The organism is Alteromonas oceanisediminis (assembly GCF_018474025.1).
GTDB classification, from domain to species: Bacteria; Pseudomonadota; Gammaproteobacteria; order Enterobacterales; family Alteromonadaceae; genus Alteromonas_E; species Alteromonas_E oceanisediminis.
Genome location: NZ_JAHCTA010000009.1, coordinates 36,391 through 61,902, shown reverse-complemented (window position 1 = coordinate 61,902; position 25,512 = coordinate 36,391). Strand labels below are relative to the sequence as shown.

Here is a 25,512-nt window from a genome sequence, read left to right as displayed (position 1 = left end):
TAAAGATGCGACGCTTTGTGAAGCATTAGCAATTGCGCGCCAATATTGATAGATTCAATAAAGGATCATTCATCAACCTAAGTGATATGTGCTAGTGGAAGAAGAATTCGTTTTTGCCGCTGATGACTACGCCGAACCGTTATTACCGACGGGGCAAGCGTGGAAGCTACTCATTATTGACGACGAGCCAGAAATTCACACGATCACACGTATGGTGATGGCCGACATGCAGTTTGACGGTCGTCACATTGAATGCATCAGCGCCTATTCGGCGTCTCAGGCGCGAGAAATCCTATCAAAGGATGATAATCATGACATCGCTCTGGCAATTGTCGACGTGGTGATGGAAACCCAAAATGCGGGCTTGGAGCTTATTGAGTGGGTACGTACTGAGCTCAATAATCATACTGTCAGGCTGGTATTACGAACCGGTCAACCGGGTGAAGCACCGGAAGAAAGCGTGATCCGCGATTACGACATTAATGACTATAAAAACAAAACCGAGCTCACCGCTCTACGATTAAAAACCGTCGCTTACTCGGCGTTGCGCAGTTACCGAGACATTAAAATCATTGAGCGCCATCGCAGCGGCCTTGAACGCATCATTGCAGCAACGTCTGAATTTATCGAATGCGAAACTCTGCCACAGTTCGCGTCAACTATTTTGCGTCAAATCTCAGTCATACTCGGGTTAGAAGAGCGCGATATTGTCTGCTGCGCGGTGACTCACGATCACGGTATGGCCCCCACGCGTGGCTTAAATGTTTTAGCCACCAACCAAGACCATTTGGTCGAACAGACGGCCGCTCCGAATAGCGAGATCATGACACGTGTCGCCAAAGCGATTGAAAACAAACAGAGCATTCATTCTGACGACTGTTTTATTGGCTATTTTACCACCAACCGGGGCACTGAAAATTTACTCTATGTGTCGCGCACTGAAGCGCTTGAGCCTGTTCAACACCATTTGCTGGAATATTTTGCGCATAATATAGCGGTCGCTCACGAAAACTTAAGTCTCCGAGAGACCATAAAAGAGTCGCAACGTGAATTATCCTATGTCATTGGTGAAGCGGTCGAAATGCGCTCTAGAGAAACCGGTAGTCACGTTCGCCGGGTCGCCCATATAAGCTATCTCCTTGCGAAGCTAATCGGTATGAACGAGCACGACGCTGACATGATCAAGCTAGCCTCACCGCTGCATGACGTCGGTAAAGTGGGTATACCCGATAAAATACTGAATAAGCCCGGCAAGCACGACGCCGATGAATGGGAAATCATGCAAGAGCATGCCCAGATTGGCTATGAGATGTTGCAAAAATCTCACAATCCTATACTAAAGCTCGGCGCCACTATTGCTCAACAACACCATGAATGTTGGGATGGCACAGGTTATCCCAATCAACTCAAAGGCAAAGACATTCATATCGCAGGCAGAATATCGGCTGTTGCTGATGTTTTTGACGTGCTGGGAAGCCGTCGCTGTTATAAAGAGCCTTGGCCCATGGCGGATATCGTGGCCCTGTTCAAACAAGAGCGAGGAACTCGGTTCGACCCCGCGTTGGTAGATGCATTACTGGCAAATCTAGACGACTTTATCGCCATTCGCGAACGCTATCCTGACTGACCTAACATTCTGATGCTCAGCGCTGCTCGGGCCCAGTGTCGATGTGCACTTTAGCGCGCAACCACGCGGCTTGGTCGCGCATTGCTCGTCGTAATCGTTATAAATATGTTAATCTTGAATTCGATAATCAGTCGAATGCTAAGTCAGCTATTTGACCCACGATTGAGACCCGACAGAGAAACCTGTTGGGTAACGCTACTGGAACACAACTTATGATAAAAAAAACTACTGCATTGGCAGGTTCACTGTTATTGAGCCTGACGCTTTCTAGCGCCGCCATCGCGCAAAGCTCGACAGAAGAAGAAACCCAATGGGATATTTTAAACCCACCTTTTTCATTGTCTTCAGTCACTATTGAAACTGACGAAACGACATGGTCAAGTTTAGATATTACGCCCGATGGGCAGCGTATGGTATTTGACATGTTGGGCGACATCTACATCGTTGATTCAAACGGTGGAGACGCACAACCGTTAACTCAGGATTTTGCCTGGAACATCCATCCCTCAGTAAGCCCCGACGGTAAAGAAATCGCCTTTATCAGTGATCGCGATGGCTTGAGCAACGTGTGGGTAATGGATATTGACGGCGACAATTTGCGTCAGGTTACCTCAGAAAAGGAAAACACACTGCACTCCCCAAAATGGAGTCCAGATGGCGATTATATCATCGCCACCAAAGGGATCATGTCGTCACGTAGTATTCCAGCTGGAGAAATTTGGCTGTATCACAAAAGCGGCGGCAGTGGCCTGGCGATCAAAGAGCGAATGAACGGCAAGAAAGACCAGAAGAACATTGCCGATCCCAGTTTTTCTCCAGATGGGCAATACATCTACTATACGCAAGATATCACGCCCGGTAGCACATTTAGCTATAACCGCGATCCCCTAAAATCTATTTTTGCAATCACGCGATTTGATCGTGAAACAGGCGAAGAAGAGCGTTTTATTTCCGGTACCGGCGGCGCGGTCGTTCCGACGCCTTCTCCGGATGGTAAGTACGTCGCGTTTGTACGACGCGTTACCGAGCGCACAGCACTGTTTATTAAAGACCTTGAAACCGGTCAGGAAAAACCGCTATTTTTAGGTTTAGAGCGCGATATGCAAGAGGGTTTTGGTACTGAGGGTTACTTCGCCTATTTCGACTGGACACCGGATAGCCAGTCGATTGTATTTTGGACAGGCGGTAAATTTCATAAGATTGACGTACCGAATAGTACCGCGCGCGATCCAAAGTTAACGACGCTAAATGTGAAGGTCAACGCTACGCTACAATACGCCGATGCCCTGCGCTTTCCTGTTGAAGTCGCTCCCCAAACCTTTGATGTTAAAGCCATTCGGTGGTCGCAACAGTCACCCGACGGTAAACATATTCTCTTTCAAGCATTGGGCAAACTGTATTTACATGACATCAAGTCAGGCGAAGCGAAGCGTCTAACCAAGCAAAATCAACATGATGAATTTTATCCGCGCTATTCCAATGACGGAAAATCCATTGTTTACACCACGTGGAACGACGAAGAGTTAGGCACTATTCGCATCGTGTCGGCGCAAGGCGGCAACGGTAAGGTGGTGAGTACAGAGCCGGGTCGTTTTGTTGAACCCAGCTTTTCCAGCGACGGTAAGCTTATTACGTATCGCAAATTCAATGGCGGCTACCTGCTCGACCCCGCTTACTCAGTCAATCCTGGCATTTACGTGCTGGACTTGAAAAAGCAGTCAGCAGTACGCGTCGAAAAAGGCGGCAGTGAACCGCACTTTGCGGGCGATAATTCGCGTGTTTACTTCACTGAATCTGTTGGCGGAACGCCTTATCCGGAAACACAATTCAGTTCCGTTAATCTCAACGGTGAAGATAAGCGAGTGCACCTCTATGGCGCGGACAAGATCAGCGAATACCGTTTATCGCATGATAAGCAGTGGGTGGCCTTTGTGCATCAATACAATGCTTACGTTGCACCGTTCGTTGATAACGGCAAAAAAGTCACCTTATCACCCGATATGAAGTCGTTGCCCGTCACGCAAATTTCGGCACGTGCAGGAGAGTACCTTAATTGGCAGCCTGACAATCAGACGGTTTCGTGGTTTCACGGACCGTATTTCTTTAAGCGCAGTATAAAAGAGGCGTTTGATTTTGTGGCAGGCGCCCCAGAACAATTGCCTGACGCAGAAAAACAAGGCGTCAACCTGTCGTTTAGCGTTGAGACCGATAATCCGGAACGCCTCACGGCGCTAGTTGGCGGTAATATTGTCACCATGCGCGATGCAGATAATCAGCAGGAAGTGATTGAAAAGGGTGTGGTATTGATAGACGGCAATCGAATCGTCGCTGTAGGTTCACAGCAAGACGTTGAGATCCCGGGTGATGCCCGCCGTGTTGACGTCAGTGGCCATACTGTCATTCCTGGATTAGTTGATACTCACGCCCACGGCGCGCAGGGTCGCAATGAAATCATTCCACAAAAAAACTGGAGCCAATATTCAAATGTCGCGTTCGGCGTCACTACCATCCATGATCCATCAAACGACACCACTGAGGTCATGGCTGCGGCGGAGTTGCAACGTGCCGGTAAAATTATCGCGCCGCGCATCTATAGCACCGGCACAATTTTATACGGTGCAGAAGCACTGGGTTACAAGGCGATTATCAACGACTATGACGACGCGTACTTTCACGTACAACGGTTAAAAGACGTGGGTGCCATTTCTGTCAAAAGCTACAACCAGCCTCGTCGTGACCAACGTCAACAAATACTGGAAGCGTCTAAGCAACTTGAGATGATGGTGGTGCCCGAAGGTGGCGGTAAATTCCAGCAAAATATCTCGATGCTGGTCGATGGCCATACTGGGCTTGAGCATTCGATCCCTATCGCGAAAGGTTACAACGATCTAACGCAATTGTGGAAAGCGACTCAGTTCGGCTACACACCCACCTTTGTCGTGTCTTATGGCGGGTTAATGGGGGAAGAGTATTGGTATGACCGCACCGATGTATGGAAAAATGAGCGACTGATGCGTTACACGCCTAACTTCCTCATTGAGCGTCGCGCCGTACGCCGCCCTACTGCACCCGATAACCAGTATAACCATGTTAATGTTGCAGAATATGCCAAGACCTTGCGCGATAATGGCGTGCGAGTGCACATTGGCGCACACGGACAACGGGAAGGCCTGGCCGCACACTGGGAACTTTGGATCATGGAGCAAGGCGGGTTTACTGCATGGGAAGCAATTCGCGGCGGCACCATCGACGGCGCAATCCACCTCGGTATGGACGCCGACATCGGTAGTATCGAAGTGGGCAAGCTGGCTGACATGGCAATTATCAAAGGCGACGTGCTAAGCGATTTAAAACGCAGCGAGTATGTGACCTACACCGTACTTAACGGTCGAGTCTATGAAGCAGCAACGATGAATGAGTTGGATAGCAAAGTTGCTCGCAAACCATTCTTCTTCGAAGACAATAACCAGTTGTTCCTGCCTGCGGACACGGAAAAAGAAATCGAAGCAAAAGCGACCAAGTACCACTGGAAGCACTAACGCTTTCGCTTAAGCGCTTGTTCAAATCCCCGCCAGATATTTCTCGCGGGGATTTTTTTATCCGTCTGTAAAGACAACCTCTCTCACGCTAGCGACATCACTCTCACTCAAAGGACATCCACTGTGCAGTTCACGTCTGACGGGGCCTCAGTCGACTCTACTCTACGTCAAAACCGGGCAGTTGCTTAACTTTGATTCCGTCAACAGGGACAACGTTGATGGCCAAGCAGGTGTTTTTTAAACCACTTGGCAGAGAACATATCACGATACGCGAACAGGCAGATGTCAGGGATCAGACGTCAAGGAGTTCACCACAGCATAGGAATGCTGGCATAGCGAGATGTGTAATTAACAGGGACTTACAGTGAGTCGCTGGCACGGACAGCCAGATAATCCATGGATGGATAACTCACTCTTTACTGACGAAGGAGCTAACAGTGACAATCTCATTGTTTCGACAAAATGCCATCAATCATCTTAAGCAACGTTTGCATGGCGATGTTTTACTGCTTCCTCAGACCTCAGCAGTTGTGCTGACCAATAGTATTGTGCTTTGGGTCATTGCCTGCTTAGTGTGGCTGGCGTTAGGCAATTATGCACGCAAAGAAACCGTCCAAGGTTGGCTTGAGCCACCCTCGGGTATCGCCAAAATCAGCGCACCGCAACAGGGTATTATTCAAGCGATCCTGGTTGCGGACGGTGCCAAGGTGCAAAAAGGTGATGCACTGATGAGAATAGGCACCGAACGCCAGCTGACAGATGGTCGCAGTGTTGAGCAGGCGCTATTGAGTCAATACAGCCAACAACTTGACGACATCGACGTTCAACAGGCTCATCTACAGGCTATCTACCGCGTTGAAAGTGCAGCGCTAGACAAAGCGATTCAGGTTGGGCAGAGCGACGTCGAACGAATTAATCAACAGTACATCGCGTTGCAGCAGCGTGAGGTTTTGGTGAACAACCGTCTTCAGCGACTGCGCAATATGCATATACTTGGGCACATTGCTCAACATGATATTGATTTACTGAGCGAGCAGCAGTTGGGTCTACGAGGCGAGATCCTCAGTCTTGAACGCGAACGTTCAGCAGCACGAAGCCATGTTTCCCAGTTGCTTTCCGAGCGTCAGATTTTGCCGCAAACCCATGAACAACAAATCACACAACTCAACCGCCAAGTGGGTGAACTCCAACAGCACATCACGCAAGTGAGCGGGCAGCAGGAGTACATCATCAGCGCTCCCAAAGACGGTTTTGTCACGAATCTTCATGCTCGCCTGGGCCAAACTGTCGCGACACAACAACCCCTGATGACCATTCTGCCATCAGATGCCGACCTTCAGGCGCAAATGCTTATCCCTGTGCGCGCGGCGGGTTTCCTGTTCCCCGGTCAAAAAGTGGATATACGCTACGATGCGTTTCCCTATCAGAAGTTTGGTCTCTACCGCGGAACACTCAGTGCGGTAAGCAACACGGTGGTCCTGCCGAATGAACTGACCAACGCGCCGGTTGCGTTTCAGGAGCCTGTTTATCTAGTGAGTGTCGAACTCGATTCCACCTACATCCACGCCTTTGGCGAAAAAGTACAGCTGAAGTCTGATATGACGTTTTCCGCCGATATCGAAATTAGCGAACGATCGCTGCTGGAATGGATCATTGAACCCATTCTTAGTTTACAGGGGAAACTGTGATGCTGGCCAAGTCATTGAGCGCCTCACCCAGAGCTGAATCATTACTGCGCTTTGTCCATCGCCGCACACTGCCACTCATTGTACAGACTGAAGCGGCGGAATGTGGGTTAGCCTGCGTCGCTATGGTTGCGGGGTATCATGGGCTACACACCGATCTAACGCGTCTGCGCCATCGCTTTTCGATTTCGGCGCATGGTGCAACACTCAAACAAATAATGTCAGTGGCAGAGCAGCTTTCATTGACCTGCCGCGGCCTGAAACTCGATTTAGAACACCTGCCACAGTTGTCAACCCCGTGCATACTGCATTGGGAAATGAAACATTTCGTTGTGTTAAAACGTTGCCATAAAAACGCGATTGTTATCCATGATCCTGCCGTGGGCGAACGCCGCATCCCACTGTCTGAGGTCGATAAAAGTTTTACTGGGGTAGCGCTAGAGTTAACGCCCAATGAATCATTTACGCCGAAAAAAGATAAACAGCGCCTGACGATCCAGCATTTTTGGTCGAACATCACTGGCATAAAACGCAGTCTAGGAGTGGTTTTAGCCCTGTCTCTATTGCTGCAAGTGTTTGCTATTGTCAGCCCTTACTATATGCAAACGGTGATTGATGATGTCATCCTGCGCAGCGATACCAGCCTGCTCACCGTGCTTGCGCTCGGCTTCGGATTGCTCCTGCTCATCGAAACCGGAACGACCGTATTGCGCCGAATTACCATTTTGCACCTTTCCAGCAAACTCAGCATTCAGATGGCTTCCAATGTGTTTCATCATTTGATCCGTCTTCCTATGGATTACTTTGCAAAACGCCACATGGGTGATGTGGTCAGTCGATTCAGCTCACTTGGCACTATCCGCGAATTACTGACGACAGGCTTGGTCGCTGTCGTTATTGATGGATTGATGGCGCTGATCACGCTGTGTGTCATGTTTGTTTACGATAGTACCTTGGCATTCATCGTGGTCGGTGTGGTGTTGCTTTATGCGCTGTTGCGCTTTTTTCTGTATCGCCCCATCCGCTTGCTCAACGAAGAGGCGATTTTGGCGAGCGCAAAAGAAAATAGTCACTTTATGGAGTCCGTGCGGGCAGCGCAAACCATCAAGTTGTTTGGTCAGGAAAGTGAGCGTCAACACCAATGGCTAAACACGCTCGCGAAAGCGATGAACAAAAAGATCCAGATTGCACGTTGGGATATTGGCTTTGGTACCGCTAATCAGCTTCTTTTTGGCCTTGAGAACATTCTGATTGTGTTTTTCGCGGCACTCGCCGTTATGAGCAACGCCATCACGGTCGGCATGCTGTTTGCCTTTGTGAGCTATAAGTCACGCTTTATCAGTGCAATGGACGGGCTCATCGCTAAATGGATTGAGTTCAAAATGCTCGACCTTCACTTCGACAGGCTGGCCGATATTGTTTTCACCACGCAAGACCCGATGCTTCTATCTAATGATTCGATAACCCACCCGATCAATACGCAAAAGTTAACCGGCGAGCTTGTCGCAGAAAACGCCAGTTTCAGTTATAGCACGATAGATGCGCCCACTTTTTCGCAGTTAAATTTACGCATACATGCTGGCGAAACACTGGCAATTGTCGGCCCGAGTGGCAGTGGAAAAACCACTTTGCTTAAATGCTTAATGGGGCTTTTTGCACTGTCTGGCGGTCGCATATTGATTGATGGTACCGACATCAAAGAGCAACCCGCTTATCGCTACCAAATTGCAGCCGTGTTGCAGGACGATCAGCTATTGAGCGGTTCCATCGCTGACAACATCGCGTGCTTTGATGACAAAGTGGATCTTGAACGCGTGGTGTGGGCCGCTCACATGGCTTGCGTTCATGATGACATCGTTGCCACCAGCATGCAGTACAACACCTTGGTTGGTGATATGGGCACGAGTCTTAGCGGAGGGCAAAAACAACGCATTCTTCTTGCTCGCGCTTTGTATCGCCAACCGACCATTTTGTTTCTGGATGAGGCGACCAGTCATCTGGACATGACCAATGAAAATCGGGTGAATCAACACCTCAAACAATTAAATATTACTCGTGTCGTAGTGGCTCATCGACTACACACGATTAAAACCGCTGACCGTATCGTCGAGATTGCTGACGGCCGTTTAGCAGAAAAACAGTTCGAACAGCTCGGACACTATTCACTACCTCAACACCCAGGAGAAACACCATGAACATTAATGAGCAATTAGAAACACTTTCACGCAGAGAATTACAAGTGGCCATGAAAATTATGGACGGTTTGCCCAATAAACTCATTGCACGGGAGCTATTCATCAGTGAACGAACCGTCAAGTTCCATTGCGCGAACATTTACCGCAAACTGGACATTAGTAATAGAGGCAAGCTGATGGCCGCTTACTTCAAGGCGATATATTCAGGATTAGCGGCGCACTAGCGCTGTTCCACAGCGGGATAGCGTGTAATGATGACGCCTGTATTTAAACTAACTGATGTGGAAGCGGCTTCGCTAACCATATTTCCCAACCGTTGGAGACATTAGCGTGGGCCTATTAATTGAAAAACTACCGTTTTACCGCGAACTCATTTTGCTCTACTCACTATTTAGCTTATTGGCAGTGGGCGGTTTTTGTTTTTTTTATTTTCTCGTCACTGCACAAAAACCTGACTTTTGGATGGGCTTTTTTATCTGCAACATGGTGTGGATATTGGCGATGCGTAGCGCGGTAAAACATTCTTATTTGCGTGGGGCTTCTGACACGCTAAAAGATATGCCCTACAACCGTGACGGTATCAAATAGCACGGCATAACCGCGCTTCAGTACAGGCGACAGGGAGTTGGCAAGTGCTAAGCTGTAGGTGCTTGCTTGATGCAATCAACGGTTGTCACCGATGCGACCAACGGTTGCCACCGATGCGAGCCTCAGCAGCACCCGTTGTTGAGTTAATAATGATTTAAATGGAGTTAGACATGAAAAACGTAAATATTGAAGAAGTAGCCACACAAGACTTGGCCGATGTACAAGGCGGCGCTAAATCGGCGATTCCTTTTCCCTACCCAGGCGACAACGACGTGAAACCCAGTCCGATTATTCGCCCACCTGTCGCCTATACGCAGGCATTGGGTGAGGATGGCGGCAGTTTACCAGAGCCTGATTTACTGTAGGCCTGCCACTGAGGATTGTGGGTGCTGTGGCTACAGGCCCAGATCCTCGTTCACTTAATTGGTACTTTACCAGTGAAAAACCTTATGCCGAAACAATGTACTGTTATCCTTGGCTGCCAGCACGAACCTGAGGTTCAGCAGGTCACTCAAGCCTTACAACAACAAGGCAGGTGTGTTTATCACTTTGATACGCGCGAGTACCCTCAGCGCAACCCCATCGATTTCCGCGTAGAAAATAACATAGGCAGTATCACACTGAGTGAGCAGCGCATCAGTTTTAACCGCATTGGTTCAGTGTACTGGCGGACGATATATGCGCCGCGGCCGATCAACGATACCAATGCTGACACCGCGAACAGTGTTTGCATGCTCAAAACATTCCTAGATACCCCCACCATACACTGGGTTAATCCTCGCGCTGCCATCGAAAGCCATAAGATAAAACCGCGCCAGTTGTATTATGCACAATATCTGGGAGCGTCAATTCCTGCCACCTACGTCGGAAGCTCGCTCGACACGGCCATTGCGTTTGCGTCGCAATATGAAGAGGTTGTTGCTAAACCGACTCATGGCGGATGCCATACGATTGTTCTCCCCCAGTTAGGGCAACGCAACGAGAAACTGGCCCAACTCCTGTCGAGCGGGCCGTGGACTTTGCAAGCTTACATTGATGGTGAAAACATCCGGACGTTTGTCATTGGTGATAAGGTCTACAGCGCGCTGATCCGCTCTAACAGCATCGACTATCGCGATGATAAGCTGGCAGTGGCACTCGCTATTCCAACTCCCCGCGCTATCCAGCAATTAGCTAAACGAATTATGCGCGGATTTGGAATGCAATGGACTGCAATAGATTGGCGTCGAACCAGCGACGGGCGTTATTTCTTTTTAGAGGCGAACCCAAGCCCGATGTTTGTTGAACTTGAACGCGCCACCGGCTTACCCATTACAGAAGCACTAGCACATTTATTGTGTAGCACCCCAAACACCCGTCAGGGGCGTTATGTGACATCGTTACAGAATGAACCGGCTTAAATCTTCGTTATCCACCAAAGCGTTAAGATGTTCATTCACGTAGTTCTCATCGATGGTCACTTTCTCACCGCTTTTTTCTGATGCATCGTAAGAAATGTCTTCCATCAAGCGTTCAAGAACTGTGTGCAATCGGCGTGCACCGATATTTTCAGTACGTTCATTCACCGTCCATGCAGCGCTGGCGATACGCTGAATGCCGCTGTCAGTGAACTCCACATCAACACCTTCAGTTTTCATTAAAGCGACATATTGCTCAGTCAGCGAAGCATTGGGTTCAGTTAAAATGCGCACAAAATCTTCGACTTTAAGGGCTGACAATTCAACACGAATGGGTAAACGGCCTTGCAGCTCTGGGATAAGATCAGAGGGTTTACTCATCTGAAATGCACCGGATGCAATAAACAAAATATGATCGGTTTTGACCATACCGTGTTTAGTGGATACCGTTGATCCCTCTACCAATGGTAATAGATCACGCTGCACCCCTTCACGAGAAACGTCTGCGCTGCCGGTACCTTCACGTTTACAGATTTTGTCAATCTCATCGATAAACACAATTCCATGTTGCTCAACGTTGAACAGGGCTTTCTCTTTCAGCTCTTCCTGATTGACTAGCTTGGCCGCTTCTTCCTCCACCAGTAACTTGAACGCATCCTTGATTTTCAGCTTCTTGCTCTTTTTCTGTGAGCCCGACAAATTCTGGAACATTCCCTGAAGCTGGTTGGTCATTTCTTCCATGCCCGGTGGTGCCATGATCTCAACCCCAACCTGCGGCAACGCAACATCAATTTCTATTTCTTTGTCATCTAATTGGCCTTCGCGCAACTTTTTTCGGAACGCCTGTCGGGTGTTCTTATTGGAGACCTCTTCAGATTCACCGAACACGTCTTTCGGTGACGGGATCAGCGCATCGAGTACGCGTTCTTCCGCTGCTTCTTCCGCGCGATATTTGACTTTGGCCATCTCCTGCTCTTTGGTCAATTTAACTGCGATGTCTGCTAAATCACGAATGATCGACTCAACTTCCTTACCAACATAGCCAACTTCTGTAAATTTTGTCGCTTCAACTTTTATAAATGGCGCATTGGCCAGTTTCGCTAAACGGCGGGCAATTTCTGTTTTGCCCACGCCAGTGGGGCCGATCATCAGGATGTTTTTCGGGGTCACTTCTTGGCGCAACTCTTCGTCCAGTTGCATGCGTCGCCAGCGATTGCGCAGCGCGATAGACACTGCGCGCTTTGCATCCTGCTGACCAATAATGTGACGGTCCAATTCGTGGACAATTTCTCTGGGTGTCATTTCGGACATAGTTAATATTCTCTACAAAATAGGGGGAGGTGGCGAGCTAATAGCTCAGCGTTTCAACCGTGTGGCTGTGATTGGTGAAGACACAAATATCGCCTGCGATCGACAAACTTTTCTCAGCGATGTCACCCGCACTTAATTCCGTGTTTTTCAGCAAGGCAGTCGCTGCGGCCTGCGCAAAGGGCCCGCCAGAGCCAATCGCAATCAAGTCGTCTTCAGGCTGCACAACATCGCCATTACCCGTAATGATGAAAGAAGCAGTGTGATCAGCCACTGCCAATAAAGCCTCGAGTCGGCGTAGCATCCGATCGGTTCGCCAGTCTTTCGCTAGCTCTACCGCAGCGCGAGTAAGATGCCCCTGATGGATTTCCAGCTTGCTTTCAAAGCGTTCAAACAGTGTGAACGCATCAGCCGTACCGCCAGCAAAACCGGCAATCACCTTATTGTTATATAGACGGCGTACTTTCTTGGCATTACCCTTCATTACAGTATTACCGAGTGAAACTTGCCCGTCTCCCGCGATCACGACTTCGTTATTGCGCCGCACCGACACGATTGTGGTCATATGAAATCCTCTACGTACTCAATGAGGACTAGGTGGGGCTTTCGGGCGGCTTTTCAAGTCGCCCGACAGGTTCACTCGCTCTGCTAGGTTGTCCAGTAGCGAATTTGGCAGGTGCGAATACCCGTATCCCGAATGGTATGTCGGCCGCGCTCAGCGTCTCGTTTACTGTCAAAGGGACCCAACACTACACGATACCAACGCCCATTGCTTCCGTCACTGGGGCGCACGGCAGCTTCAAGACCTACAAAGGCAATTTGCGCACGCATTTCTTCAGCTCGCGCTTCTTGCCGGAAGCTGCCGCACTGCAATAAATAGCGTTTCGTTGAGACCGGCCGTTCCGTTTCGTCAATTTCGACTTCGTAGCCTGGAAGTGTCTTAATAAAGTCCCATTCTTCCTCAACCAGCTCTGGAAGTTCCTCTTCAGTCTGTGGTGAGACTATCTCGGGCACCTTCACTGGCGCTTCAGCATCCGGCGCGTTGTCTTTGATTTGCCATAAAAACGCGATAAAACCCATAATGAGTACCAGCGCTATAACAACACTAACCCACGGCATAGGTTTCTTTGGCGGTACTTTTTTTGAAGGGCCACGGCCCCGCTTCACATAATCTTTTTGCGACATTTTACTCTATACGGTTCAGACTGAGTCACCTCGATGATTGACGCGCTAGGATACATCAGTTGGCGCCACATCAATAGACCAACGCACCTTCTTTCCTCGTTTACTTGCTTCAATCACCGGTAAACATTCAGCGATGCTGGCATGCAGTGTTTTACGCGAATAACATTGCACGGTCAGCAACATGCGAAACCGGCCTGCGCGCTTAAACTGCACGGCAGGAAAAGGACCCAACGCCTGTACCGCAGCGTTGTGAGTAAATAACGCTTTTGTCTCATTTAAAAATTCAAACGCCGCATTCAACTCAGTCGCTTCTGCGCGAAATAAAGTTTGCTGCACAAAGGGTGGGGCATGAGCTGCCTTGCGTTCAGACAACGCATGACGAGCAAAGTGAGCATAACCATTGTGAATTAAATCTTGTAGTAGAGGATGATCTGGGTGATGGCTCTGCAGCCACATTTCGCCATGGCGGTTTTCTCGCCCAGCACGACCGGAAAGTTGAGTAATTAACTGTGCCAGTTTCTCAGTGGCGCGCACGTCCACGCTAAATAGGGCACCGTCTACATCCATGATAACGACCAAAGTGACTCGTGGAAAATGATGGCCTTTGGACAGGATCTGCGTGCCAATCAGTATTTGATGCTGGTTGCGGTTAATGGCGTCTATCAACTGAGGTAGCTTGTCTTTACCGCGCACGCTGTCACTGTCGACCCGCACGCTGGAATACTGTGGAAATAGTCTTTGCAGCCCCTCTTCCAGTTGCTCGGTACCAACGCCTTGGGAGAGTACATCGTGGCTAGCGCATTGCGCGCATTGACGGGGCACAGGCCGAACATTTTCACATCGGTGGCAGTGCAATCGCCCCACACTTTTATGCACGGTAAAGGGTGCATCGCAGCGCTGGCAGAGCTCAACATGCCCGCAGGCGTGGCAGACAAGCGAGGGCGCGTAACCCCGACGGTTCACAAAGACTAAAACCTGACCACCTGCACGCAAATGCGTTTGCATTTTTTGCACCATCGGATCGGCTAATCCATAGCTGAGCGAATGACTACGCACATCCATGATATTTTGTTGTGCCATCTTTGCATGGCCAGTGCGTTGGTGTAACTGCAATAACTGATATTTATGATGCAGTGCGTTATTCAGTGACTCAAGCGACGGTGTGGCACTGCCCAATATCAAGGGGATCTCATCTCGTTGTGCTCGAACGACGGCAACATCGCGAGCGTGGTAGCGAGGGCCATCTTGCTGCTTGTATGATTCATCGTGTTCTTCATCGACGATAATCAGCCCCAGTGACTTGAACGGGGTAAATACGGCGCTGCGCGTGCCAATCACTAATCCGATTTCGCCACTTCTCGCTTGTTGCCACACGGTTAATCTTTGTCTGTCGTTCAATCCGGAATGCAGCAACCCAATCGGTAATCCAAACCGCTGCTCAAAACGCTTTACCGTTTGTGGTGTCAACCCAATTTCGGGTACCAAAACCAGAACCTGCTGCCCTTTAAGCAGAACCGGCTGAATGGTTTGCAGGTAAACTTCTGTCTTACCGCTTCCCGTAACACCTTCCAGTAGATAGGTGATAAAACGCCCTAGGCGCGCTGTGACGGTAGCAATCGCCAATGCCTGCTCTGATGTCGGCACCGGTATATTGCCCAACGAGATATGAGCTTGCCAATCCAGCGAAGGCTCGCGTAGCACAGACTTGCGCACGACAAATGCACTGTCACAGCAGGCTTTTATTACTGCTAAACTGAACTGCTCTCGGGCCTGCTCTAACGGTATCGCGCCTTGGGTAAGCAGTGACATCAATGCCTGTTGCTGCTTAGCGCGCATCTTTTGTTCAAGTTGACGCTCGCCTTTTGGGGTGAGTTCCAGCATTTCGATGGTCATATCGGGAAGCGGCTGAGCGCGACGCAAACCCGCTGGCAGCATGCTGGATAACAAGTCACCAAGGGGGTGGTGTAAATAACCTGCCAACCATTGGCCTAAGGCGAGCATCGGTGCGTCGAATACCGGCTTATCGTCAAGCACTGATTTAACTGACTTAAGCTTATCATGCTCTACTGAAGCATCACCGCGCGACGCAATGACAATCCCCACCAATTCGCGGCGACCAAATTCGACCAACACGCGCGTACCCGGCAATAGGGACGGTGACAGGTAGTCGAACAGTTTTCGCATGGGAACTGGCAGCGCCACCTGAACTATTGACACATAGACCTCGAAATTGAGCAAAAAATAGGCGGGAAAGTCATAAAATCACTTGATCGATACAGGCCTCTACATTAATATGCGCCGCTCTTTACGGCAACCGCCCTGTGGATTAATACCGCACCGGCGCGAGCATATTTTTATAACGTATGGTGTTCAGCTTCGGGCGGAATAGCGATACGGCCTTAAATGAGGTAATCCCATGAAACAAGATATCCATCCTAAGTATGAAGAAATGACAGCAACATGTTCTTGTGGCAACGTGATCAAGGTCCGTTCGACCCTTGGCAAAGACATGAATCTTGACGTTTGTTCAGCGTGTCACCCGTTCTACACTGGTAAGCAGCGTAATGTTGATACCGGCGGCCGTGTTGATCGCTTTAAGAAACGTTTTGGCGCGATGAGCAAAAAGTAAGGCTCTCGCACCGACTGGAAAGCGCCTATTCGGCGCTTTTTTTGTGGGCAAATTCGGTCTTCAGTGCTGACGCTATCCAAAACGACTCGCATTCTGATACCACCACACGAGATAGCAATAAGCCAAGCACAACCCCCACCCCAATAGCGACCACTGAGCCATCGAAAAGATAGTAACCACACAGCGCTAGCAAACACACACAGAGCACCGGCGATAACGCCGCAACGGCAGAAAATTTCCATCTCGCAGTCTGTTGGTACGCTTTTTCCAACACAGTGAACTGAGACTCTCTGGGAAGGTGCTGGATCGACTCGAATCGATCAATAAATCGTTTTATGTTCATGTTACTACTGCCGCTGCTGTGCCTTATCAGACAGCAGGCGAACCAGCTTTATGCGTAATACGCGATTCATTCTGAGCTCCTCTTCTTGTGGATGACAGCATAGCGAGCTTTGTTGCAGCGATCCATCACCAATGCACGTTTTACTTCACCACATAAGGCAATATTGGTGTCTCAGTCTTTTTGGTCTTTAGTTGATTCAGCGGGCTTGGCGGTACTTCACGTTATTCCAGTTGCAGCACATTATTCAATCGTCGGCATTGGGATCTCGGCCATTCCAGCATAATGCAGAAATTAAAACCCAATAAGCTTTCATAGGTCATTATTTATACATTCACGCAATGAATGTAAAGAATTTTCCATTTCTTGTTGAATGGTATTACCTTTTATTTGAATTATGGTAGCGTCAATAACATCGTCACATCCGATATGCGCTGTGACATCGGTGTGCTACATTGCTTAAAACAATAAGGCGACTAATCGCTGTACCCTACACACTCTCTATCAAGGATCTTTCACTTATGTCAGATTTTCGACAAAAAGCACTGGATTACCACGCTAAACCCACTCCGGGTAAAATAAAAATTGAGCTGAGCAAGCCAGCGACGAGCGTTAGCGATCTTGCGCTAGCTTACAGCCCGGGGGTTGCCGAACCGGTTCGCGAAATCGCCGATGACCCGGAACTTGCCTACAAATATACCGCTAAAGGCAACATGGTGGCTGTTATTTCAAACGGCACTGCCATTCTAGGCCTGGGCAATCTTGGGCCTTTAGCCTCGAAACCGGTCATGGAAGGTAAGGCGTTATTATTCAAGCATTTCGCCGGTATCGATTCGATTGATATTGAAGTGAAACACCGCACGACCGAAGAGTTTATCAACACGGTAGCCAATATCGCTGATACCTTTGGGGGTATTAACTTAGAAGACATTAAAGCCCCTGAGTGTTTCGAAATTGAACAAGCGTTAATCCAGCGCTGTAAAATTCCAGTGTTTCATGACGACCAACACGGTACCGCCATTGTTACTGCGGCGGGTATGCTCAATGCGCTCGACATTCAGGGCAAAGAACTCAATGAGTCTGTTATCGTATGCCTCGGTGCAGGCGCGGCGGCAGTGGCCTGTATGGAATTGCTGATAAAATGCGGTGCGCAACGTGAAAAAATTTACATGCTGGATCGCAAAGGCGTGATACACACGCGCCGAGACGATTTAACGCCGCACAAACAACTGTTTGCCAACAACACGGACAAACGCACGCTGGAAGACGTGATGGATGGCGCTGATATTTTTGTTGGTGTGTCTGGGCCTGATCTACTACCCCCAGAAACCTTGGCGCTAATGGCACCAAATCCTATCGTGTTTGCCTGCTCAAACCCGGACCCGGAAATTAAACCCGAACTGGCGCATGAAGTGCGCGACGATTTGATCATGGCGACGGGTCGATCCGATTACCCGAATCAGGTCAACAACGTACTGTGCTTTCCATTCATTTTCCGCGGTGCGCTGGACGTGCGCGCGTCGGCTATCAACGATGAAATGAAAGTCGCGGCTGTCGAAGCGATTCGTGAAGTATCGAAAATGCCTGTGCCTGACTCAGTACTCAAAGCCAGTAATTCAACATCACTCACCTTCGGAAAAGACTACATCATTCCTAAACCAATGGATCCAAGATTGTGCTCGAAGATCGCCACCACGGTTGCCCAAGCAGCGATTGATTCGGGTGTGGCAAGGCTTGAGGCTTTACCGGAAGGCTACATGCAAGATAAAAATTAACACGGAAAACGCTCAGTCAGGCCTGCGTGTTAATCGCTGGCCTTGCTATCGTCCAGATCATTCTCTCCCTGAAAATCTTCGATGCCCATTTCTTGCATGATGCTGCGGGCTTCAGAAGGGATCCTATTTGGATTATCTTTGCGCAGATCATCGTCATTTGGTAATGGTTGCCCGGTAAATGCGTGCAAGAACGCTTCACACAGCAATTCAGAATTCGTTGCGTGTCGTAAGTTATTAATCTGGCGTCGGGTGCGCTCGTCCGTCAATGCTTTAAGAACGTTCGTCGGTATTGAGACCGTTACCTTTTTCACCTGCTCACTTTTCTTTCCGTGCTCTGCGTAGGGGTGAATGTATTTGCCATTCCACTTTGCCATTGATCAGCCTCTAATGGTTTTTGTTATTGACGTATCATTGTAGTCTTATGCTGCGAAATTCTAAACGTTGTAGCCCAAAGGTCAATCAGCCATTCGGTGAAGCGTGACTGAATATGATTGGTTAGAATGCCATTGGAGCCATCATTTAATCTGACTTTCTTTAAAACAGAGCGTGATTAAACGTAATCATCTTTGATGTACGTATCGCGGACATGACCAAGGGAGAATCGTCACGCTGCCTCTGCGAAGAAGAGTCATCGTGGCGGAGGCCACGACCTCCTTGGAATACAGTAAAGCCGATTAAAACCGATTCACAGAACCGTTATAGTGAAATGAGCTGGGGAGTTTTAAATAGAAAGATTTCAGATGGATTCGATAGATGAAGTAACCCTGCTCGTATATCATTGCCAATACCCATAAAACAACACTGCACATTGGCGTTACCAGCAACCTCGCTCGACGAATACATCAATACAAAAATACAGTCTACATAAGCTGACATATTTCAAACATTTTTTCAAAATCGAAAATGCCAGATTAGGAGAAAAGTGATTGAAAAATTGGCATAGAGCGTGGAAACAGCAACTTATCAGTACAGAGAATACCAATTGGGAAGATTTGTCCGCAACTTTGGTAAATTAATAGTAAGCCTTATTGAGTTCCATGGAGGTCGTGATTTTCATCACGATGACGATTCTTCGTATTTTATTTTGTTACTACTGCCCTTGACCTTTTACTACCTGCCAAGTTGAGCCAAGCTCCTTACACTTAAACGCCAGATTAGCTATAGCGACTACAGATGAATGCTTGACTCAGTGCATGAATGCAATTACTTTAGACGTCTAAACGTCTATATGTGAAAAAACAAACAATTATGGTCTCTTACGCACAGGGCATTGACGCTCTTAACCAATCGCTTTCTGAACTCAACAACATCGACGTGTCATTTGAATTCTTTCCGCCGAAAACGCCTTCGATGGAAAACACGTTATGGAAATCGGTAGAGCGTTTGGCCCCACTCAAACCTGCTTATATGTCGGTGACTTATGGGGCAAACAGTGGTGAGCGTGAACGAACTCATGATGTGGTTAAACGCATCCAGCATGAGATCGGCGTACCCGCCGTTCCCCACCTGACGTGCGTTGATGCCACCAAAGAAGAACTGACTCAAATTGCGAAAGACTATTGGCAGAACGGGATCAAGCGCATTGTCGCGCTGCGCGGTGACTTGCCTGAACAGGGGCAAAAACCCGATATGTACGCATCTGATCTGGTTGCCTTACTGAAAGGCGTCGCTGATTTTGATATTTCTGTCGCCGCCTATCCGGAAAAGCATCCAGAGGCACGTAGCGATCAGTTTGATTTGCTCAATTTAAAACGCAAAAATGAAGCGGGAGCAAGCGAAGCCATTACCCAGTTCTTTTTCGACACGAGTGTGTTTTTGCGCTTTCGAGATCGTGCGGCAGCGGCGGGTATTGATCTGGATATTGTGCCAGGTATTCTGCCTGTTACGAATTACCAGACGCTACAGCGTTTTGCTACGATGACAAATGTGCACGTGCCTGCATGGTTGCACAAACAGTTTGATGGTTTAGATGAAGCTGATCAGACAACGCGTAATCTGTTGGGGGCCAACATTGCGATGGACATGGTTAAGGTCTTAGCCAAAGAAGGGGTGAAACACTTTCACTTCTACACGCTCAATCGCAGTGAATTAAGTTATGCGATTTGTCATATGTTGGGTTTGCGCGCCGATTAGCGGTACACTGGCAATATTGTGAATTCGAGTGAAGCAATTAAAAGCCTGTATGAATGATGCCCAAATGTGGTGGAAGCGCCGAAAACCACAGTTTTTCGCTGTCGCGAAGACTTTCATCGCGCGCAGTAAAGAAGACAAGATAACCGTATCGGCCGGACACCTGGCGTATGTAACGCTACTGTCTCTCGTTCCGTTCATCATGGTTTTTTTCACCGTAATGTCGGCTTTCCCAGCTTTTGAAAAGGCTCGCGAAAAACTCGAAAATTTCATTTTCAACAACTTTGTTCCCGCTTCTGGCGATGTAGTACAAAATTACATGTCAGAATTTGTTGGTAACGCATCGCAGATGGGCGCGGTAGGCATATTGTCACTGCTGATCGTGGCGTTACTGTTAATCTCCAATGTTGATAAAACGCTTAACGCCATTTGGCGCACGCCCAGTGAGCGCCCAATCGTGTATACATTAGCTATCTACTGGATGGTTATATCACTTGGCCCCATGTTAATGGGTACCAGTGTAGTGGTGAGTTCGTACCTTATCGGGCTGGCTAATTTTGCTGAAGAATACACGCCCGGCTTGGGCACGATGCTGTTGAGTCTCGTTCCAAGCGTTCTGGCACTGTCAGCCTTTTTGATTTTATACATGTTGGTGCCGAACCGGCGGGTGCGCTTTAAGCACGCGATAAGCGGTGCCATTCTGGCCAGTATTCTCTTCGAATTTACCAAAAGAGGGTTCTCGCTTTACGTGACGTCCTTCCCGTCTTACGAATTGATTTACGGTGCACTCGCCGTTGTACCGATTTTGTTTGTATGGATTTATCTATCGTGGATTGTGGTATTAGTCGGCGCAGAGTTCACCTGCGCCGTCACCGAAGTGTTTGAAAAGCCTATCTCCCAAGAGCCACGAAAGGTTACCGAAGAAGAGTAAAGGCTTTTGCTTATCGGCCACTGACGTATTCGTCATAGGTGCCTTGAAAGTAACGTAGCTTTTGATCTTTGATTTCGATGATCGATGTGGCCAGTGTCGAAACAAATTCACGGTCGTGGCTTACAAAGATGAGCGTACCATCGAAGTCTTTCAGTGCTTTGTTGAGCGCTTCTATGGCTTCCATATCCATATGGTTGGTGGGCTCATCCATAATGATCACATTGATTTCCTGCATCATTAACTTACCGAACATCAAACGGTTCTTTTCGCCACCGGAACACACGCGCACGTCTTTAACAATGTCATCCGCGCTAAACAACAGACGCCCTAAAATAGCTCGTACCGCTAAATCATCGTGCTGCGGCGTACGCCATTGCGACATCCAGTCAAACAAGTTCATCGGCTCTGCAAAGTCACGGCCTACATCCTGAGGTAAGTAACCGATGGCGGCATTTTCAGACCATTTGATCACACCATTGTTGGCGCTCAACTCATTCACCAAGCAACGTAGGAGCGTGGTTTTACCGGCACCGTTTTCACCAATGACCGCAAGCTTCGCGCCCGCTTCCAGAAGAATATCGCCGCCTCTAAATAAGGTTTTACCTTCAAAACCATGTTCTACATCGTGCAACTCCAGCGCCAGACGATGTAACTTTTTGTGCTGTTTATAAGTGATGTAAGGTGATTGCCGACTGGAAGCAACCACGTCTTCCAACTGGATTTTTTCCATGCGTCGTGCGCGAGAGGTAGCTTGCTTCGCTTTAGACGCGTTGGCAGAAAACCGATTTACAAAGCTTTGCAGTTCTTCAATTTCAGCACTCTTCTTGGCATTCTCATTAAGCAGTTGCTCTTGTGCTAACGACGCCGCAGCCATATAAGCTTCGTAATTACCCGGATAAATACGTAGTTCGCCATAGTCAATATCGGCCATGTGCGTACACACTGCATTTAAGAAATGGCGATCATGCGAAATGATAATCATGGTTGATTTGCGCTGATTAAGCACATCCTCTAGCCATTTAATCGTGTAAATATCCAAGTTGTTGGTTGGCTCGTCCAGCAATAAAATGTCGGGCTCGGAGAAGAGAGCTTGTGCAATCAGTACACGCAGTTTTAAGCCCGGCGCGACTTCCGACATCAGACCGAAATGAAAACGCTCATCAATGCCCGCTTCAACCAAAAGCTCAATAGCACGGCTTTCAGCGGTGTAACCGTCCATTTCAGCAAATTCCGATTCCAGATCGGCGACTTTCATGCCATCGTCTTCACTCATTTCAGGCAGAGAATAGATCCGATCGCGCTCTTTTTTCACTTCCCAAAGATGTGTATCACCCATGATCACCGCATCGACAACCGAATACTGCTCAAATGCAAACTGGTTTTGATTCAATGTGCCAATTCGCTCGCCGGGCGAAATCGATACGTTTCCGGAAGTGGGTGTTAGTTCGCCGCTCATGATTTTCATCAGGGTAGATTTTCCACACCCATTTGCGCCGATTAATCCATATCGATTGCCGTTGCCAAATTTTGCCGAAATGTTTTCAAACAGCGGCTTTGCGCCAAACTGCATGGTGATGTTTGCTGTGGTGATCAAAAGATGAATTCCAAAAAAGCGAGAAATGGGGTGGTTAAAAAGCGCGCGCACTTTACCCTAAAAGGCGCTTTCGATAAACCTTAACACCCAAAAAAGTCTGGATTTACACCGCAGAAAGAAAAGACAGCGAGGTCAGGGCCAGCAGAATGCTAGCCCTGATGTACTATTTAGCCTTGAATGGTTTTTATAAATGCATCAGATTGGGCAATCGCCGCATTCATCTCTTTGATTAACGCGCCTACATCCCGAGTGATTGTTTTTAACTCGCCTTGCAATGCACCCACCGCACTGGCATTTAAATTGTGCTTAAGATAGAGCACATTGTCTTCGAGCTTTTCCAGCACCGGCGACATGCTGCGCTCAACTTTACGCATGGCTTTCAGCATGTCTTTATACCGGCGTTGGGTGTCTTTCAGCTGTCGCTCGCTGTCGCGCTTTAAATTGGCGTTCGAGTAATTGTCTAACTCAGATTCCCATTCATCGAACAGGGCTTCTGCAACGCTTTCCACACTGTTGATGCGGTTGGTCACGTCTTCTGCAGAGGCCTTACTGGATGCATACTCGTCACTGAGCGTTTCATAAACACGCTGAAGCTCACCACCATCGAAATTAATCAGCGAACTGAACTGTTCAAGCGCTGAGGCGAACTGCTCCTGTGCATCCTCCTGACTTTCGCGGGCATCTTCAACACGATCAACCAAAATATCGCGTTTTTCCACACCAACTTTTTCCCAAGCCGCATAGTAGGCAGACTGACAAGCTGAAAGCAGCACAATGGCTGCGATCAGCGAAAATAAACGAATACTTAAATATTGACTCATTACATCCCCACTGGACGATAGCGTGCGGCGCTGATAATTGACCACAAATGAAACACGGCCCCAACAGGCCATAAGAAGAACAAAATAACCGTAGCAGCAGCACCGTAACAGGCCCCTACTATCAGGAAAAACATTAACGCAGCCAAAATGCGGCCTTGAACTAATTGGCCTAAACCGGGGATAAAAAAGCTGCAAATCGCAGCGATCACGTTACCACCTGAACCTTGTCCTGACATACTTCCTCACTTTTGCGGTTGAATTTATGGTAAAACTGTTCATAACATAGGTGAACGTTAGGTAATAAACAAGTTTAATGCCAAAACTGTTTCCAAGTCTCACGCCTTTTAGCACTGAGCAGTTGTCAGTAGACCAGCGGCACACGCTTTATCTCGAATTGAGTGGCAACCCTGATGGTATTCCTGTGCTCTACATCCACGGTGGGCCGGGGGCTGGGCTATCACTGAGCTACCGCAGCCTATTCGACCCAGAGCGTTACCTTATCATCGGGTTTGACCAACGCGGATGCGGAAAAAGCCAGCCTTTTGCCGATCTGAATGACAATACAACGGATGATTTGGTCGAAGATATTGAGAAAATTCGCCACTATTTAGGCATTTCCACTTGGTTATTGTTTGGTGGGTCTTGGGGAAGCACGCTCGCACTCGTATACGCCATTCGGTATCCTGCTCATGTCAGCGGCTTGATACTGAGAGGTACTTTTCTTGCCCGGGCACAGGATACCGCTTGGTTTTTAAGCGCTAGCGGCGGCGCAGCGTCGCTTTTCCCTGAACATTATCGCGCATTTACACAACTACTCACCGATACGCAAGACAGCGAACAAGTGTGTGAACAATTTTATCAACTATTTACCCACGCCGATCAAATTAAACAAACGCAAGCGCTCAGGCTGTGGTTTAGTTGGGAAGAGAGACTTTCGCGATTGACTCTGCCGTTTCCCATGCACATCAGTCAACGTGATTTCCATTTTGTGAAAAGCCTGGCTTTGCTGGAGTGTCACTACTTACGCCACCGGTGTTTTTTGCCTGAAAACTATATTCTTGAGAATCTTCATCACATCACCCATTTGCCAGCGACTATCATCCATGGCCGCTACGACATGATTTGCAAAATGGAAGCCGCTTATTCGCTTCATCAACGCTGGCACAACAGTACATTGCAGATTATTCCTGACGCAGGTCATAGCCTGTCTGAAACGGGTATAAGCGCGGCCTTGGTACAGGCTACTCAAGACTTTGCTGCATTTTTGCAGGCAAACCAGTAATCTTTTCATTGTCGCAACGTTGTACAGAAGGTAAAACATGATCGGATTAATTCAACGCGTCACACAAGCTTCAGTGAGTGTTGATTCGCGTATCGTTGGCAGCATTCAACAAGGCTTGGTTTTGCTGCTTGGAGTAGAGAAAAGTGATACTCAGGCTAACGCACAAAAACTTGCACAAAAAGTGCTGCGATATCGCGTGTTTGCCGATGACCTTGGCAAGATGAATAACAGTTTGGTCGATATCAACGGTCAGCTTTTGGTTGTTTCTCAGTTCACATTAGTCGCCGACACACAGAAAGGGAATCGTCCGGGCTTTTCTCGTGGAGCACCGCCTGCGTTGGGAGAGGCGCTGTATGAACATTTTATCGATGCGGTTCGCGCACATATCCCCAACGTGCAAACGGGGGAGTTTGGTGCCAACATGCAGGTCAGTCTGGTCAACGATGGGCCTGTGACTTTCTCACTTCAATGCTAAGATAACGTTTT

General features: G+C 48.4%; 24 protein-coding genes. 15 read left to right on the top strand and 9 right to left on the bottom strand.

Annotated elements, in window-relative coordinates; translation table 11 throughout:
- Positions 1–94 precede the first annotated feature (94 nt).
- The 8 genes from KIU71_RS14980 (at position 95) to KIU71_RS14945 (ending at position 11,034) form a co-directional block, all read left to right on the top strand.
- On the top strand, positions 95–1,627 hold the full coding sequence (locus tag KIU71_RS14980; protein ID WP_214132112.1) for a DUF3369 domain-containing protein: 1,533 nt from the start codon (positions 95–97) through the stop codon (positions 1,625–1,627).
- A 212-nt stretch (positions 1,628–1,839) separates the two neighbouring features.
- A complete protein-coding gene (locus KIU71_RS14975; protein WP_214132111.1) occupies positions 1,840–5,166 on the top strand; it encodes an amidohydrolase family protein in 3,327 nt (1,108 codons plus the stop codon).
- Positions 5,167–5,603: 437 nt separating this feature from the next.
- A complete protein-coding gene (locus tag KIU71_RS14970; protein WP_214132110.1) occupies positions 5,604–6,854 on the top strand; it encodes an HlyD family efflux transporter periplasmic adaptor subunit in 1,251 nt (416 codons plus the stop codon).
- Entirely contained in the window at positions 6,854–9,046 is a 2,193-nt protein-coding gene (locus KIU71_RS14965; protein ID WP_214132109.1) for a peptidase domain-containing ABC transporter, read from the top strand. Before KIU71_RS14970 ends, KIU71_RS14965 begins: the two co-directional genes overlap by 1 nt.
- On the top strand, positions 9,043–9,270 hold the full coding sequence (locus KIU71_RS14960; protein ID WP_214132108.1) for a helix-turn-helix domain-containing protein: 228 nt from the start codon (positions 9,043–9,045) through the stop codon (positions 9,268–9,270). The genes KIU71_RS14965 and KIU71_RS14960 overlap by 4 nt, the downstream gene beginning before the upstream one ends.
- 106 nt (positions 9,271–9,376) lie before the next feature.
- Entirely contained in the window at positions 9,377–9,634 is a 258-nt protein-coding gene (locus KIU71_RS14955; protein WP_214132107.1) for a hypothetical protein, read from the top strand.
- A gap of 170 nt (positions 9,635–9,804) precedes the next feature.
- Positions 9,805–9,999, top strand: coding sequence for a hypothetical protein (locus tag KIU71_RS14950; RefSeq protein ID WP_214132106.1), 195 nt, complete (start codon positions 9,805–9,807; stop codon positions 9,997–9,999).
- Between the two features lie 84 nt (positions 10,000–10,083).
- Positions 10,084–11,034 (top strand): ATP-grasp domain-containing protein, encoded by a 951-nt coding sequence (locus KIU71_RS14945; RefSeq protein WP_214132105.1) that lies wholly within the window; start codon positions 10,084–10,086, stop codon positions 11,032–11,034.
- Here the strand turns inward: KIU71_RS14945 and hslU are convergent.
- From hslU to priA, 4 genes are all read right to left on the bottom strand, one after another.
- A complete protein-coding gene (gene hslU, locus KIU71_RS14940) occupies positions 11,014–12,342 on the bottom strand; it encodes an HslU--HslV peptidase ATPase subunit (protein WP_214132104.1) in 1,329 nt (442 codons plus the stop codon). The genes KIU71_RS14945 and hslU overlap by 21 nt on opposite strands.
- Positions 12,343–12,379: 37 nt before the next feature.
- Positions 12,380–12,904, bottom strand: coding sequence for an ATP-dependent protease subunit HslV (gene hslV, locus KIU71_RS14935; RefSeq protein WP_214132103.1), 525 nt, complete (start codon positions 12,902–12,904; stop codon positions 12,380–12,382).
- Positions 12,905–12,987: 83 nt separating this feature from the next.
- The gene (locus KIU71_RS14930) at positions 12,988–13,524 is read right to left on the bottom strand and encodes an SPOR domain-containing protein (protein ID WP_214132102.1); all 537 of its coding nucleotides are present in this window, start codon (positions 13,522–13,524) and stop codon (positions 12,988–12,990) included.
- Between the two features lie 45 nt (positions 13,525–13,569).
- Positions 13,570–15,741: a primosomal protein N' gene (priA, locus tag KIU71_RS14925; protein ID WP_214132101.1), complete on the bottom strand. Its 2,172-nt coding sequence runs from the start codon at positions 15,739–15,741 to the stop codon at positions 13,570–13,572.
- 199 nt (positions 15,742–15,940) lie between these two features.
- Between priA and rpmE the strand changes: the two genes are divergently transcribed.
- A complete protein-coding gene (gene rpmE, locus KIU71_RS14920; protein ID WP_214132100.1) occupies positions 15,941–16,153 on the top strand; it encodes a 50S ribosomal protein L31 in 213 nt (70 codons plus the stop codon).
- A gap of 25 nt (positions 16,154–16,178) precedes the next feature.
- Here rpmE and KIU71_RS14915 read toward each other — a convergent pair whose 3' ends face one another.
- Positions 16,179–16,496 (bottom strand): hypothetical protein, encoded by a 318-nt coding sequence (locus KIU71_RS14915; RefSeq protein WP_214132099.1) that lies wholly within the window; start codon positions 16,494–16,496, stop codon positions 16,179–16,181.
- Positions 16,497–17,014: 518 nt separating this feature from the next.
- On the opposite strand from KIU71_RS14915, the gene KIU71_RS14910 reads away from it, so the two are divergent.
- Positions 17,015–18,268, top strand: a complete 1,254-nt coding sequence (locus KIU71_RS14910; protein WP_214132098.1) for a malic enzyme-like NAD(P)-binding protein — start codon at positions 17,015–17,017, stop codon at positions 18,266–18,268.
- 29 nt (positions 18,269–18,297) lie between these two features.
- Here KIU71_RS14910 and metJ read toward each other — a convergent pair whose 3' ends face one another.
- On the bottom strand, positions 18,298–18,642 hold the full coding sequence (gene metJ, locus KIU71_RS14905; RefSeq protein WP_214132097.1) for a met regulon transcriptional regulator MetJ: 345 nt from the start codon (positions 18,640–18,642) through the stop codon (positions 18,298–18,300).
- A 400-nt stretch (positions 18,643–19,042) separates the two neighbouring features.
- Here metJ and KIU71_RS18135 point away from each other — a divergent pair, with 400 nt between their 5' ends.
- The 3 genes from KIU71_RS18135 to KIU71_RS14895 all read left to right on the top strand — a co-directional run bounded on the left by KIU71_RS18135 (position 19,043) and on the right by KIU71_RS14895 (position 21,329).
- The gene (locus KIU71_RS18135) at positions 19,043–19,141 is read left to right on the top strand and encodes a hypothetical protein (protein WP_390881914.1); all 99 of its coding nucleotides are present in this window, start codon (positions 19,043–19,045) and stop codon (positions 19,139–19,141) included.
- A gap of 375 nt (positions 19,142–19,516) precedes the next feature.
- The gene (gene metF, locus KIU71_RS14900) at positions 19,517–20,401 is read left to right on the top strand and encodes a methylenetetrahydrofolate reductase (RefSeq protein ID WP_214132175.1); all 885 of its coding nucleotides are present in this window, start codon (positions 19,517–19,519) and stop codon (positions 20,399–20,401) included.
- Between the two features lie 64 nt (positions 20,402–20,465).
- Positions 20,466–21,329, top strand: coding sequence for a virulence factor BrkB family protein (locus tag KIU71_RS14895; RefSeq protein ID WP_250207553.1), 864 nt, complete (start codon positions 20,466–20,468; stop codon positions 21,327–21,329).
- Between the two features lie 10 nt (positions 21,330–21,339).
- Here KIU71_RS14895 and KIU71_RS14890 read toward each other — a convergent pair whose 3' ends face one another.
- From KIU71_RS14890 to KIU71_RS14880, 3 genes are all read right to left on the bottom strand, one after another.
- Positions 21,340–22,923, bottom strand: coding sequence for an ABC-F family ATPase (locus tag KIU71_RS14890; RefSeq protein WP_214132096.1), 1,584 nt, complete (start codon positions 22,921–22,923; stop codon positions 21,340–21,342).
- 167 nt (positions 22,924–23,090) lie between these two features.
- Positions 23,091–23,744 (bottom strand): DUF2959 domain-containing protein, encoded by a 654-nt coding sequence (locus tag KIU71_RS14885; protein WP_214132095.1) that lies wholly within the window; start codon positions 23,742–23,744, stop codon positions 23,091–23,093.
- Positions 23,744–23,980: a hypothetical protein gene (locus tag KIU71_RS14880; RefSeq protein WP_214132094.1), complete on the bottom strand. Its 237-nt coding sequence runs from the start codon at positions 23,978–23,980 to the stop codon at positions 23,744–23,746. Before KIU71_RS14880 ends, KIU71_RS14885 begins: the two co-directional genes overlap by 1 nt.
- Positions 23,981–24,057: 77 nt before the next feature.
- Between KIU71_RS14880 and pip the strand changes: the two genes are divergently transcribed.
- Together pip and dtd are read left to right on the top strand one after the other, a co-directional pair.
- On the top strand, positions 24,058–25,026 hold the full coding sequence (gene pip, locus KIU71_RS14875) for a prolyl aminopeptidase (protein WP_214132093.1): 969 nt from the start codon (positions 24,058–24,060) through the stop codon (positions 25,024–25,026).
- A 37-nt stretch (positions 25,027–25,063) separates the two neighbouring features.
- A complete protein-coding gene (gene dtd, locus KIU71_RS14870; RefSeq protein WP_214132092.1) occupies positions 25,064–25,501 on the top strand; it encodes a D-aminoacyl-tRNA deacylase in 438 nt (145 codons plus the stop codon).
- Positions 25,502–25,512: the final 11 nt, after the last annotated feature.

Excerpts from the sequence above, each read along its gene's own strand:
- KIU71_RS14975 (WP_214132111.1), top strand. The coding sequence starts at position 1,840 with ATGATAAAAAAAACTACTGCATTGGCAGGTTCACTGTTATTGAGCCTG.
- KIU71_RS14965 (WP_214132109.1), top strand. The coding sequence starts at position 6,854 with ATGCTGGCCAAGTCATTGAGCGCCTCACCCAGAGCTGAATCATTACTG.
- KIU71_RS14960 (WP_214132108.1), top strand. The coding sequence starts at position 9,043 with ATGAACATTAATGAGCAATTAGAAACACTTTCACGCAGAGAATTACAA.
- KIU71_RS14950 (WP_214132106.1), top strand. The coding sequence starts at position 9,805 with ATGAAAAACGTAAATATTGAAGAAGTAGCCACACAAGACTTGGCCGAT.
- KIU71_RS14945 (WP_214132105.1), top strand. The coding sequence starts at position 10,084 with ATGCCGAAACAATGTACTGTTATCCTTGGCTGCCAGCACGAACCTGAG.
- hslU (WP_214132104.1), bottom strand. The coding sequence starts at position 12,342 with ATGTCCGAAATGACACCCAGAGAAATTGTCCACGAATTGGACCGTCAC.
- hslV (WP_214132103.1), bottom strand. The coding sequence starts at position 12,904 with ATGACCACAATCGTGTCGGTGCGGCGCAATAACGAAGTCGTGATCGCG.
- KIU71_RS14930 (WP_214132102.1), bottom strand. The coding sequence starts at position 13,524 with ATGTCGCAAAAAGATTATGTGAAGCGGGGCCGTGGCCCTTCAAAAAAA.
- rpmE (WP_214132100.1), top strand. The coding sequence starts at position 15,941 with ATGAAACAAGATATCCATCCTAAGTATGAAGAAATGACAGCAACATGT.
- KIU71_RS14915 (WP_214132099.1), bottom strand. The coding sequence starts at position 16,496 with ATGAACATAAAACGATTTATTGATCGATTCGAGTCGATCCAGCACCTT.
- KIU71_RS14910 (WP_214132098.1), top strand. The coding sequence starts at position 17,015 with ATGTCAGATTTTCGACAAAAAGCACTGGATTACCACGCTAAACCCACT.
- metJ (WP_214132097.1), bottom strand. The coding sequence starts at position 18,642 with ATGGCAAAGTGGAATGGCAAATACATTCACCCCTACGCAGAGCACGGA.
- metF (WP_214132175.1), top strand. The coding sequence starts at position 19,517 with ATGGTCTCTTACGCACAGGGCATTGACGCTCTTAACCAATCGCTTTCT.
- KIU71_RS14895 (WP_250207553.1), top strand. The coding sequence starts at position 20,466 with ATGTGGTGGAAGCGCCGAAAACCACAGTTTTTCGCTGTCGCGAAGACT.
- KIU71_RS14885 (WP_214132095.1), bottom strand. The coding sequence starts at position 23,744 with ATGAGTCAATATTTAAGTATTCGTTTATTTTCGCTGATCGCAGCCATT.
- KIU71_RS14880 (WP_214132094.1), bottom strand. The coding sequence starts at position 23,980 with ATGTCAGGACAAGGTTCAGGTGGTAACGTGATCGCTGCGATTTGCAGC.
- pip (WP_214132093.1), top strand. The coding sequence starts at position 24,058 with ATGCCAAAACTGTTTCCAAGTCTCACGCCTTTTAGCACTGAGCAGTTG.
- dtd (WP_214132092.1), top strand. The coding sequence starts at position 25,064 with ATGATCGGATTAATTCAACGCGTCACACAAGCTTCAGTGAGTGTTGAT.